The organism is Flavobacterium gawalongense, assembly GCF_007097265.1.
In the GTDB taxonomy this organism is placed as follows: domain Bacteria; phylum Bacteroidota; class Bacteroidia; order Flavobacteriales; family Flavobacteriaceae; genus Flavobacterium; species Flavobacterium gawalongense.
The window spans coordinates 31,324-43,648 of the sequence record NZ_VJZP01000023.1 but is presented as its reverse complement, the minus strand read 5'-3'; the positions used below and the strand labels follow the sequence as shown (position 1 = coordinate 43,648).

Below are 12,325 nucleotides of genomic sequence, written 5' to 3'. Positions count from 1 at the left end.
TTTAAAATCAATTCATTACATATCCATTTTTTAGTTCAAAAAATAACATTTCCGTTTTATGAAAATAATTAAAGTACAAGCCCTTCGTGGCCCCAATATTTGGAGCATCCAAAGAAAAAAATTAATTCAAATGCGGTTGGATTTGGAGGAAATGGAACAATTTCCAACTAATAAAATAGAAGGATTTAGAGAACGAATTGAAACTATGTTCCCTACAATGATTGAGCATCGCTGTTCTGAAGGTTGTCGTGGCGGATTTTTTTCCAGAGTGGAACGCGGTACTTGGATGGGACATGTAATTGAACATATTGCTCTTGAGATACAATCTTTGGCAGGAATGGAAACCGGCTTTGGTAGAACCAGAGAAACCAAAACTCCAGGTACTTATAATGTAGTCTTTAGTTATACCGAAGAAAATGTTGGTCTTTTTGCTGCAGAATCATCTGTTGCTATTGCCGAAGCATTAATTGCCGGAACTGCTTACGATTTAAATGCCGACTTACAAAAAATGCGTGAAATACGGGAACGTGTACGACTAGGACCAAGTACCGGAAGTATTGTAGAAGAAGCCGTTTCCAGAAATATTCCTTGGATAAGACTTGGAACAAATTCCTTAGTTCAACTAGGATATGGTATCAATCAAATGCGTTTTCAAGCAACAATTACCTGTAAAACCAGCAGTATTGCAGTAGATATCGCCTGTAATAAAGAGCAAACCAAAAAAATGTTGGATATGGCCTCGATTCCTGTTGCCAATGGAAGCATTTGTGTAGACGAAGAGAGTTTGTCCGAAACCATTAAAAAAATTGGATATCCTATTGTGCTAAAACCATTGGGTGGAAATCATGGAAAAGGTGCATCTATTAATGTTACCAATTGGGAAGACGCCGTTTCAGGGTTGGCTTTTGCACAAGAATATGGCAAACGTGTCATCGTAGAAAAATTCATTACCGGTTTCGACTTTAGGATATTAGTCATCGATAATAAATTAGTTGCTGCTGCAAAACGAGTTCCTGCTCACATAATAGGAAATGGAAAAGACACTATTCAGCAATTAATTGACACAACCAATCTGGATCCTAGAAGAGGTTATGGTCATGAAAATGTGTTAACCCAAATAGATGTCGATAGAGATACCGAAGACTTATTGGAAAAATTAGGCTACACATTGGAAACCATTCCGAGAATTGGCGAAATTGTATTTCTAAAATCTACAGCAAATTTAAGTACTGGCGGAACTTCTGTAGATGTTACCGATATGATGCACCCTGAAAACATTTTTCTTGCCGAAAGAATTTCAAGGGTAATTGGATTAGACATTTGTGGTGTTGATATCATGGCTGAGAATTTAACACAACCTTTAAAAGAAAATGGCGGTGTAATTCTGGAAGTCAATGCGGCTCCGGGTTTTAGAATGCACCTTGCTCCTTCTGAAGGATTACCCAGAAACGTAGCTTCGCCGGTTATTGACATGTTATATCCTCCGGGTAAATCCTTTCGTATTCCTATAATTGCTGTGACGGGAACCAATGGCAAAACCACCACTACCCGCCTTTTGGCACATATTGTAAAAAATAATGGTTTCAAAGTAGGATTCACCACATCGGATGGAATTTATATTCAAAATCATATGATGGAAAAAGGAGATACCACCGGGCCTCTAAGTGCCGAATATGTTTTGAGAGATCCAACGGTGGAATTCGCCGTTTTAGAAACGGCTCGTGGTGGAATCCTTCGTTCTGGTTTGGGGTTCAGCCTTTGCGATATTGGAATTATTACGAATATACAGGAAGATCATTTGGGTTTAAGTGACATTCACTCTTTAGATGATTTGGCAAGAGTTAAAGCTACAGTTGTAAAAAGCATCAAAAAAGACGGTTGGGCAGTTTTAAATGGTGACGATGAACATTGTGTAAAAATAGGTCAAGATCTAAATTGCAATGTTGCTTATTTTAGTTTGAGTGAAGATAGTGATTTCATTAAAAAACTTTGTACTGAAGGAAAAACGGTTGCGGTATATGAAAACGGGTTTATTACCATCAAAAAAGGGGAATGGAAAATCCGAATCGAACGCGCCACTCACGTTCCTTTAACGTTGGGAGGAAAAGCAAAATTCATGATTGCCAATGTACTTGCGGCAACTTTAGCGAGTTATTTATGGGGTTTTAAAACAGAAGATATTAGTTTGTCATTACAGACTTTTATTCCAAGTGCGGCACAAACTCCGGGTCGTATGAATATTTTTGAGTTTAAAAAATTTAAAGTATTGATTGATTTTGCTCATAATCCATCCGGTTACAAAGGTGTGGAAGAATATTTGCAAAGTGTCGATGCTACTAAGAAAATTGGAATTATTGCAGGTGTTGGTGATCGCCGTGACGAAGATATTAAAGAATGTGCTTTTATAGCAGCCCGAATGTTCGACCACATTATCATTCGACAAGAAAAATACCTGAGAGGAAGAACCGAAGACGAAATTATTGATTTAATACTCGAAGGAATTAAAAATTCAGGTAAAATAGTTACTTATGAAATTATTCCTAAAGAAACTGAAGCAATCAAACACGCTATAAATTGTGCCGAAGAAGGAAGCTTCATCACTGCATTAAGCGATGTGGTTACTAATGCTATCGATATTGTACAAGAATATTTAGATAAAGAAAACGAACACGGAACTGTCTAGCTTTAAATACAATAAACTTAAAAATAACTCAATTAAGTACTTGATTGAGTTATTTTTTTTGTAATTTTGTTTTAAAATAAATTAAAATGAAAGTAATAAACTATACCGATTTACGTCTAAATCTAAAAAAATGGATGGATAGTGTTATTGATGATATGGAAGAAATCATCGTAAAAAGAAAAGACAATAAAGATTTGGTTTTAATTTCGCTTGATGAGTATAATTCTTTAAAAGAGACCAATTATCTTTTATCAGGAAAAAACAGAGAAATATTACTGAAAGCGGTCGAAGACGTAAAAAATAAAAAAACATTCCAAAAAGAATTGATTGAAGAATGAAAATAATTTGGCATTCACAAGCTTGGGATGATTATCTCTATTGGCAAAAAACAGATAAATCAAAACTCAAAAGAATTAATGAGTTAATAAAATCTACAACGAGAACTCCTTTTGAAGGAATCGGAAATCCGGAACCTTTAAAACACGAACTTCAAGGGTATTGGTCAAGAAGAATAGACTCCGAACATCGTTTGGTTTACACCATAAAAGAAGAAGATCTGATAATAATTACTTGTAAATACCATTATTAATTGTCTAGTCCTGAAAAAGTTGACACGGATTAGGATTTAAAATTACATTAAATATAATATGACAGTCCGCAATATGTTCCAAAGGATAAAATATGGCACACAGATAACACGGATTGAACGGATTTTGCACAGATTTAAACAACTGTTTGATTCACCAAGTAAAAAAATCCGTGGAAATCGGTATAATCTGTACAATCTGTGGGCTAATATTTATGCTTTATAAATGTACAAACGACGAAAATTGTATTCGAAATGATTTTAGTCCGCATTACGGATAGTCATAAAATATTAACCTCGGAAGCAAAAACTTTCGAGGTTTTTTCTGTTTTTTCTAAAAAATCGACATTCCAGTCTTAGTCGTCAATAATTCCAAGGCATTCATCCCCAAATCTGAATTTCCTTTTTCATTAAGTCGTGGGCTCCATGTAGAAACAACAAAGTTTTTAGGATATAAAGCTGCAATTCCCCCACCTATCCCACTTTTTCCCGGCAATCCTACTTTATAAGTATATTCACCTGACTCATCATAAAAACCGCATGTTTGCATTAAGGCATTCAATCGTTTTACTTGACTTTTAGTTAAAACTTGTATTCCTGATATAGTTTTTCCTTCATTGGCAAGAAAGAAAAAGGAATGAGCTAATTCCTTACACGTCATTTCTATGGAACACTGATGGAAATAAAAATCCAAAACCATTTCTACATCATTTGTAATATTCCCAAATGACTTTAAAAAATTAGCTAATGCGGCATTTCTAAACCGAGTGTCTTTCTCAGATTGTGCTACTTTTAAATTAAAATCAATAGTTGGACTTCCTGAAATCATTCGTATAAAATCCAAAAAATCTTGTTTAGGATTTTCCAAATGGGTCACAAGCATATCTGCAATAACAATTGCTCCTGCATTGATAAATGGATTTCGTGGAATGCCCTTTTCATATTCCAATTGTACTAATGAATTAAATGCACTACCTGAAGGTTCTACGCCTACTCGTTCCCAAATCCTTTCATCCAAGAATGAAAATGCCAAAGCTACAGTCAAAACTTTAGAAACACTTTGAATAGAAAATTTTTCGTTGCTATCTCCAATTCCAAAGTCCTCACCTTCAATACTTATCAAATGAATTCCAAATTTATCCGGGTCAACTTTTGTTAATTCGGGTATTGATATAGAAACATTACCAATAATAGGAAGTGTTTTTGATTCTTGATAAATCTCGTGCAAAATGGTTTCGTAGTTCATCTAAAGAGTTTAATGAAATTTTTAATATTTTTAATATTAGGTCTTTTGTTTTTTCTTCTTAGCTGCAGGAAATAACACATTATTCAAAATCAGCCTATAACCTGGTGAATTGGGATGTAAATCCAGAACTGTTGGCGTATCTCCCACTTGATGCTGGAAATCTTCAGGATCGTGACCACCATAAAAAGTGAACATTCCTTTCCCTTTTTCGCCATGAATGTAACGTACTTCGCCATTAAGTTCACAGTTTCCCATAACCAAAACATTCGATTTTACTAGAGAGACATCAAAAGAAGTGGTCTGTCCCATGAATCCTTTTACCAATTGTGTGTGGTTTTGACATAGCATACTCGGGATTGGATCCCATTTTGCCGAAAATTCCATTAAGGTAAAATAATCCTTGTCCATCGGAATTCTTCTTTTCGTAGTCATATCAATATCCGAAAATTCATATTGCTCCGCTCTTCTTTCTAAAATAAAATCTTTGAAAGCAAACGAATTATTGTAATTCATTTTTGATTGGTAATTAGGATCACTCGCATCTCCATCAAACATGGCTTCGCAAATATCTACTCCATCTGCTGCTAAAGCAATATCAAAACTATCCGTTGCGGAACACATCGCAAACATAAAGCCACCTCCAATAACGAAGTCCCTGATTTTTTTGGCAACAGCTACCTTTTCTTGAGATACTTTCGAATATCCTAATTTGGTTGCCAATGCTTCGGCATCTTTCTTTTGTTCAATGTACCAAGGAACATTTTTGTATGCTCCATAAAATTTACCGTATTGACCCGTAAAATCTTCATGATGCAAATGCAGCCAATCGTAAAGTAATAATTGGTCACTTAAAACTTCATCATCATAAATTGGTGTAAAAGGAATTTCGGCGTAAGTCAAAACCAACGTCACCGCATCATCCCAAGGTTGTTTTCCTTTAGGGGTATAAACGGCAACTTTTGGTGCTTTTTCAAGCACTATCGTTTCCATATTTTGAGAAGGACTCGAAATTTCATCCAAAATCCTAGCTTCTTCACTATCAGAAAGGATTTCAAAACTCACACCCCTAATCTGGCATTCTTTACGTATTTCTTCAGCATCAGGCAGTAAAAAAGAACCGCCTCGATAATTAAGCAACCAACTTGCTTTGTACTTTTTATCCAAACACCAATACGTAATTCCATAGGCCTTCAAATGATTTTGCTGCGTAGTTTCATCCATTGGCAACAAAATAAAAGAGGCTTTCGCCGAAAAGGAAATAAAAATTAGTAGAATATAGAGTGACTTTCTAAAAGACATTGCCGTTTTTATTCCAAAGATAACAGTTTTTAAGTGATGAAAATCATAAAAAAAACTACTAAAAAAGTACCGTCTGGATACAAGTTTAAAATAGGACACAGATAACACCGATTGAAAAGATTCACACAGATTTTATGATATTATAAAAAAGTTAGCCACGAATTTCACTAATTTTCACGAATTAATTCATAAAAATTAGTGAAATTCGTGGCTAAAATTTCCTCTAAATATTTGTGTCCAGACGGTAACTAACTATAAGCAGCGGATTTTAAATTTATATTTTAGAACGGAACATCACTGTCATCGTCCAGGTCATTCAAATTACTACCAAAAGCTTCATTGGCTGATGGCAAATTTTTAGTAATAAAAGGATTGTCATCTTGGTTCATACTTGATGGTAAATCATCATAACTTCCGCTATGATCTTCTAAATTATCAAACTTTCCTAGATGTCCAATAAACTTCAACCGAACGTTTTCTATACTACCATTACGGTGTTTAGCTATCATTATTTCTGCCTGGCCAGCAGTTGGTGAGGCTTCATCATCATCCCATTCGTCAATTTTGTAATATTCGGGACGATATAGAAACGATACAATATCAGCATCTTGTTCAATCGCACCCGATTCACGAAGGTCAGAAAGCAAAGGTCTTTTACTGGAACCACGGGTTTCAACCGCACGGGACAATTGAGAAAGTGCAATAACAGGAACATTTAATTCCTTGGCTAATGCTTTTAAATTTCGAGAAATCGTAGAAATCTCCTGCTCTCTATTTCCTCCTCCTTTTCCGTTTCCACCAGCAGTCATCAATTGCAAGTAATCGACAATAATAATTCTTATGCCATGTTGCGAAACCAAACGTCTCGCTTTTGCTCTTAAATCAAAAATAGATAGTGAAGGCGTATCATCAATAAACAGTGGGGCTTTTTCTAAATTTTTAACTTTGGTACTCAATTGTTCCCATTCGTGTTTTTCCAGTTTTCCAGTACGCAATTTCTCCGATGACAAACCTGTTTCGGAAGAAATCAAACGGGTTATCAACTGAACTGATGCCATCTCCAGAGAAAATAAGGCAACTGGCATTCCGAAATCAATTGCCATATTTCGTGCCATCGATAATACAAATGCCGTTTTACCCATTGCTGGCCTTGCCGCTATAATAATTAAATCACTTGGTTGCCAACCCGAAGTAATCTTATCTAATTTATCAAATCCAGTCGCTACACCACTCAATCCTTCCTGACCGGCAATTTCTTCTATTCGTTTTTTGGCCTGCAACACTAAACTCTGCGCCGTTTCGGAACTTCGTTTTATGTTCCCTTGTGTCACTTCGTACAATTTAGATTCGGCTCTATCCAACAAATCAAAAACATCCGTTGTTTCATCGTAAGAATCTTCAATAATTTCAGTAGATATACGAATCAAACTGCGTTGAATAAATTTCTGAAGGATAATCCTGGAATGAAATTCAATGTGCGCAGAAGACGATATCTTTTGCGTAAGCTGAATTAAGTAAAAATCGCCTCCTGCCAAATCTAATTTTGCATTTTTCTTAAGTTGTGCAGAAACGGTTAATAAGTCAATAGGCTGTGTTTCTGTAAACAACTGAACGATAGCCTCAAAAATATGTTTGTGAGCATCTTTATAAAAAGCATCGGGCTGTAAAATATCAATTACATCATCTACCCCTTTTTTATCAATCATCATGGCACCAAGCACAGCCTCTTCTAAATCGAGAACCTGCGGTTGCAATTTTCCTTTTTCAAGGCTTATTATAGTAGTTTTATCAACCTTCACAGGATTAATATTTCTGAAGTTTTCCATAGAGCGAAAGTAACAAAAATTAAAAAAATATTGTCATTGAGTTGTTACAAATAATTGTTCATAAGTAACTATTTTTTGTTTATAACCATAAAAAAATCCGAAACTGTAAGGCTTCGGATTAAATATCAAATTGTAAGATTTTACTCTTTATATTCACCCATTTTACTGTATTTGTCCATTCTTTGAGCAACTAATTGTTCTGTTGATAAGTCTTTCAATTCATTAAATCCTTTCATAATATATTGCTCCACCGTTTTGAAAGCAGTCTCTCTATCGTAGTGCGCTCCACCTAATGGTTCAGGGATAATATCATCAACTAATTTTTGTTTTTTCATGTCAGCAGAAGTCAATTTCAATGCTTCGGCAGCTTGTTCTTTATATTCCCAGCTTTTCCATAAAATAGAAGAGCATGATTCAGGAGAAATAACAGAATACCAAGTGTTTTCCATCATATATACCTTGTCACCAACACCTATTCCTAATGCTCCACCAGAAGCTCCCTCACCAACAATTACAGTAATAATTGGCACTTTTAGACGAATCATTTCGATGATGTTTCTGGCAATAGCCTCGCCTTGTCCTCGTTCTTCGGCTTCAAGTCCCGGATAAGCACCCGGAGTATCAACTAAAGTCAATACTGGAATACCAAATTTCTCGGCCATTTTCATCAATCGCAATGCTTTTCTGTATCCTTCAGGATTTGGCATTCCAAAATTACGAAACTGACGTGTCTTCGTGTTGAATCCTTTTTGTTGACCAACAATCATAAAAGATTGTCCGTCAATTTTTCCTAAACCACCAATCATGGCTTTATCGTCTTTAAAACCTCTATCCCCAAAAAGTTCTAGAAAAGTATCCCCACATAAAGCACGTACATGATCCATTGTATAAGGACGACTAGGATGTCTTGATAGTTGTACGCGTTGCCAAGCGGTCAAATTTTTATAAATATGTCTTTTGGTCTCTTCTAGTTTTTTGTTGATTTGTTTGCAAGTATTCGTCACATCAACATCTGATTCCTGACCAATAACCAGACATTTATCTAACTGTTCTTCTAGTTCTTTTATTGGAAGCTCAAAATCTAAATATTCCATAGGATTTCTGCGTTTTATTTTTATTTGGAACGGCAAAGATAAAATTTTAAATCGTTCAAAAAGGTAAATTTCATATTTATGTGCAAAAGTTTGCTTCATCAAACTTTGAGGAACTTATTCTATTTTGTCCTTTTGATAGTGTTTAATCACACCGTTTAGGATTACTGTGATCACAATTATAACGGCTCCGATATAGAATTCAAAGCTCATTTTTTCTTTTCCACCAAGGATAAAATAGGCCAAAACAATCCCATAAACCGGCTCTAGATTAGTCGTCAGCATTACGGTATAGGGCGTCAGTTTTTGCATGACTTTCACCGAAGCAGTAAAGGCATAAGCGGTGCAAATAGAAGCTAAAATCAAAATTAAAACCCAATTATTGAAAGTCAAAACAAAGAAATCTAACGTGAATTTTTGCTGAAATAAAAAGTAAACTGTAATAAAGAATACACCTGCCATGAATTCATAAAATGATATCACGGAAGGATCGTGATTTTCTATCAGTTTTCCGTTCATCAGCGTAAACAAAACCCCTAATATTATGGACACCAAAGCGTATAACATACCTTCCAAATAATTGACCTCCACTTTCATGATCAATGCCAATCCAGCGATAATAATGAGCCCAAAAAACACTTCATACCAAAGTACTTTTCTGCCGTAAAAAATAGGTTCCAGCAGCGATGCAAAAAAAGCGCCCAAAGAGAAAACCGAAAGTGTAATGGAAACATTGGAAACATGAATCGCTTTGAAAAAAGTGATCCAATGCAGCGCGATTAATAACCCTACAAAAATTAATTTTAAGAAGGATTTTAAAGGGATTCTAAATGATTTTCTTTTGAATACAATAAACAGCGATAAAAAAACGCTTGCAAAAAACATGCGGTACCAAACCAAAGCATCGGCTGTTATGGTGATTAAAGCGCCTAAAATAGCGGTAAAACCCCAAATAAAAACAATCAGATGCAGGTTTAAATAAGGCTGCAATTTATCGTTTTGCATTTCGTAATAAATAAATGGCTAATACCCCAAAAGCAACATTGGGCAACCAAACTGCCAACATGGGAGGAATACTTGATTTTTCGGCCAATACGCCAAAAATTTTATCAAAGAAGACAAAGGCAAAAGCTAATGCAATTCCTATCGCCAAGTTGATTCCCATTCCGCCTCTTCGTTTCATGGATGAAACCGAAACCGCAATTATGGTAAGAATAAATGCCGAAACCGGAACACTGAATTTTTTATACAGCACCACTAAATACACATTGATATTAGACGAGCCCCGTTTTTTTTCCTTGTCAATAAACTTAATCAGCTTATTCAAACTCAATGTTTCAGCAATATATACCACAGGGGTTAAATCCTCCAGATCAAACCTAAAACGGGCATCTTTTTGAGGTGCTTTTTCAATTTTGTCGCCAAATTCCCCTACCGTTCTTTTGGTATAATCATACATGGTATAGGTTTTATCCTTTGGATTCCATTTGATTCTGCTTGCAGTAATTTTATACTCCAGTTTCTCTTTATTGAACTTTTCCAATGAAAAATTAAAAGCAGTCTTTGATAAAGTATTAAAGCTGTTTACATAGATAAATTCATTATCGCTAATTTGTCGGTATACATCCGTGTTATCTCCCCGCATAGCCTCTTTTCCTCCCGTCTTCAGGTACGTATATCTAAAGTTATTAAAACCTTCGCTGGCAGCGGGAACGACAAAGAATCCCATCAATAAAACAAAAACAGAAATAATGGAAGCCCCAATAATGTAAGGTCTCAAAAATCGGGTGAAAGAAATACCCGAACTCAAAATGGCGATAATCTCCGTGTTATTGGCTAATTTTGAGGTAAACCAAATAATGGATAAAAATAAAAAAATCGGGAATAAGGAATTGGCAAAATAAATCGTGAAATTATAATAATAGGCAGCAATTTCCACGAATGGAACTTTGTTCTCTATCATTTTATTAATCTTCTCCGAAACATCAATAATAATCCCAATAGGTATAAACATCAACAACATAACCACAAAAGTGGCTAAATATCTTTTTAGGATGTACTTGTCAATTATTGTCATTTAAAAAAGTTTAAAGTTTAAAGTTTAAAAGTTTAAAGTTAGTTATGCAACATTAAACCTTAAACTTTAAACATTTTTTTTACAAACGTTGGCTCATATTCTTCACCATCATTTCTTTCCAAGGTCTAAAATCGCCTGCTAAGATATGTTTTCTGGCCTCACGAACCAACCACATGTAAAAACCAAGATTATGGATTGTAGCAATTTGTTTTCCCAGGTATTCATTGGCGGCAAAAAGGTGACGTAAATACGCTTTAGTATATTCCGTATCAACGTAAGTGATACCCATTTCGTCAATAGGCGAAAAATCATCTTCCCACTTTTTGTTTTTGATATTGATTGAACCATTCGCTGTAAACAACATTCCGTTTCTGGCATTACGCGTAGGCATCACACAGTCGAACATGTCAATTCCAAGAGCAATATTTTCGAGAATATTTATCGGAGTTCCCACGCCCATTAGGTATCGCGGCTTGTCTTCGGGTAAAATTTCACAAACTACTTCAGTCATCGCATACATTTCCTCGGCAGGTTCCCCTACTGAAAGTCCGCCAATGGCATTTCCCTGCTGACCTGAATTCGCAATATATTCTGCAGATTGTCTTCGTAAATCTTTGTACGTACTTCCTTGAACAATTGGAAAAAAGGTTTGTTCGTAACCGTATTTAAAAGGCTGCGAATCTAAATGATTGATGCAGCGATCCAGCCAACGGTGCGTCATGTGCATCGAGCGTTGTGCATAGCGATAATCACAAGGATAAGGCGTGCACTCGTCAAAAGCCATGATAATATCGGCACCAATGGTACGCTGAATTTCCATCACATTCTCCGGCGTAAAAAAGTGGTACGAACCGTCAATATGCGATTTGAACTTCACGCCTTCCTCCTTAATTTTTCGGTTGGCCGAAAGGGAATACACTTGGTAGCCACCGGAATCCGTCAAAATATTGCGGTCCCAGTTCATGAATTTATGCAAACCACCCGCTTTCTCGAGGATTTCGGTTTGTGGTCGCAAGTATAAATGGTAGGTATTTCCCAAGATAATATCTGGGTTTATATCGTCTTTCAATTCTCGTTGATGCACGCCTTTTACGGAACCAACGGTACCAACAGGCATAAAAATTGGGGTTTCAATCACACCGTGATCAGTGGTAACAGTTCCCGCTCTGGCTTTGGACTGCGGATCTTTTTTTAATAAATCAAAATTCATCTGTTTCTTTTATTGTTTTTTTTCGGTCAGATGCAATTCGCCAATAAAATCTTTTTCTCCATTAACATTTATCATAGCTTATTTCATAAACACGTTTTTCTCCCGACCGTTCGGGACGGCAAAGATAGGTTAATTTGAAAATTAGATAATTACATAATTTAAAAATTTAATTAAGATTTGGGAATTCACATTTAGCAAGGGTTTCCAAAGCGCTTTTTGAATCAAATCAACCTTCTAAAATTCAGAATTTGGGCGTGACCCGCTGAAAAAGCGGGTCGGGCTATTCGTTGCAAACGAAGTTCACTGA

Annotated in this window: 10 protein-coding genes; 3 read left to right on the top strand and 7 right to left on the bottom strand. The window is 35.7% G+C overall.

Annotated elements, in window-relative coordinates; all coding sequences use genetic code 11:
• The first annotated feature begins 58 nt into the window (after positions 1-58).
• The 3 genes from cphA to FNW38_RS12310 all read left to right on the top strand — a co-directional run bounded on the left by cphA (position 59) and on the right by FNW38_RS12310 (position 3,272).
• The gene (gene cphA / locus FNW38_RS12320) at positions 59-2,683 is read left to right on the top strand and encodes a cyanophycin synthetase (protein WP_143388782.1); all 2,625 of its coding nucleotides are present in this window, start codon (positions 59-61) and stop codon (positions 2,681-2,683) included.
• 86 nt (positions 2,684-2,769) lie between these two features.
• Positions 2,770-3,021: a type II toxin-antitoxin system Phd/YefM family antitoxin gene (locus FNW38_RS12315; protein ID WP_143388783.1), complete on the top strand. Its 252-nt coding sequence runs from the start codon at positions 2,770-2,772 to the stop codon at positions 3,019-3,021.
• The gene (locus tag FNW38_RS12310) at positions 3,018-3,272 is read left to right on the top strand and encodes a Txe/YoeB family addiction module toxin (RefSeq protein ID WP_143388784.1); all 255 of its coding nucleotides are present in this window, start codon (positions 3,018-3,020) and stop codon (positions 3,270-3,272) included. The genes FNW38_RS12315 and FNW38_RS12310 overlap by 4 nt, the downstream gene beginning before the upstream one ends.
• 331 nt (positions 3,273-3,603) lie before the next feature.
• Here FNW38_RS12310 and FNW38_RS12305 read toward each other — a convergent pair whose 3' ends face one another.
• From FNW38_RS12305 to tgt, 7 genes are all read right to left on the bottom strand, one after another.
• Positions 3,604-4,515, bottom strand: a complete 912-nt coding sequence (locus FNW38_RS12305) for a glutaminase (protein WP_143388641.1) — start codon at positions 4,513-4,515, stop codon at positions 3,604-3,606.
• Positions 4,516-4,551: 36 nt separating this feature from the next.
• Entirely contained in the window at positions 4,552-5,814 is a 1,263-nt protein-coding gene (locus tag FNW38_RS12300) for an asparagine synthetase B (protein ID WP_143388640.1), read from the bottom strand.
• A gap of 281 nt (positions 5,815-6,095) precedes the next feature.
• Positions 6,096-7,640: a replicative DNA helicase gene (gene dnaB / locus FNW38_RS12295; RefSeq protein ID WP_143388639.1), complete on the bottom strand. Its 1,545-nt coding sequence runs from the start codon at positions 7,638-7,640 to the stop codon at positions 6,096-6,098.
• Positions 7,641-7,780: 140 nt separating this feature from the next.
• Positions 7,781-8,734, bottom strand: coding sequence for an acetyl-CoA carboxylase carboxyltransferase subunit alpha (locus tag FNW38_RS12290; protein WP_143388644.1), 954 nt, complete (start codon positions 8,732-8,734; stop codon positions 7,781-7,783).
• A gap of 114 nt (positions 8,735-8,848) precedes the next feature.
• The gene (locus FNW38_RS12285) at positions 8,849-9,736 is read right to left on the bottom strand and encodes a DMT family transporter (protein WP_143388638.1); all 888 of its coding nucleotides are present in this window, start codon (positions 9,734-9,736) and stop codon (positions 8,849-8,851) included.
• On the bottom strand, positions 9,723-10,808 hold the full coding sequence (locus tag FNW38_RS12280; protein ID WP_144064981.1) for an LptF/LptG family permease: 1,086 nt from the start codon (positions 10,806-10,808) through the stop codon (positions 9,723-9,725). Before FNW38_RS12280 ends, FNW38_RS12285 begins: the two co-directional genes overlap by 14 nt.
• A 79-nt stretch (positions 10,809-10,887) precedes the next feature.
• Positions 10,888-12,018, bottom strand: coding sequence for a tRNA guanosine(34) transglycosylase Tgt (gene tgt, locus FNW38_RS12275; protein ID WP_143388636.1), 1,131 nt, complete (start codon positions 12,016-12,018; stop codon positions 10,888-10,890).
• Positions 12,019-12,325: the final 307 nt, after the last annotated feature.

Bases quoted from the DNA above. Each gene is read 5' to 3' on its own strand.
- FNW38_RS12285 (WP_143388638.1), bottom strand. From the start codon at position 9,736: ATGCAAAACGATAAATTGCAGCCTTATTTAAACCTGCATCTGATTGTT.
- tgt (WP_143388636.1), bottom strand. From the start codon at position 12,018: ATGAATTTTGATTTATTAAAAAAAGATCCGCAGTCCAAAGCCAGAGCG.
- FNW38_RS12310 (WP_143388784.1), top strand. From the start codon at position 3,018: ATGAAAATAATTTGGCATTCACAAGCTTGGGATGATTATCTCTATTGG.
- dnaB (WP_143388639.1), bottom strand. From the start codon at position 7,640: ATGGAAAACTTCAGAAATATTAATCCTGTGAAGGTTGATAAAACTACT.
- FNW38_RS12280 (WP_144064981.1), bottom strand. From the start codon at position 10,808: ATGACAATAATTGACAAGTACATCCTAAAAAGATATTTAGCCACTTTT.
- cphA (WP_143388782.1), top strand. From the start codon at position 59: ATGAAAATAATTAAAGTACAAGCCCTTCGTGGCCCCAATATTTGGAGC.
- FNW38_RS12315 (WP_143388783.1), top strand. From the start codon at position 2,770: ATGAAAGTAATAAACTATACCGATTTACGTCTAAATCTAAAAAAATGG.
- FNW38_RS12305 (WP_143388641.1), bottom strand. From the start codon at position 4,515: ATGAACTACGAAACCATTTTGCACGAGATTTATCAAGAATCAAAAACA.
- FNW38_RS12290 (WP_143388644.1), bottom strand. From the start codon at position 8,734: ATGGAATATTTAGATTTTGAGCTTCCAATAAAAGAACTAGAAGAACAG.
- FNW38_RS12300 (WP_143388640.1), bottom strand. From the start codon at position 5,814: ATGTCTTTTAGAAAGTCACTCTATATTCTACTAATTTTTATTTCCTTT.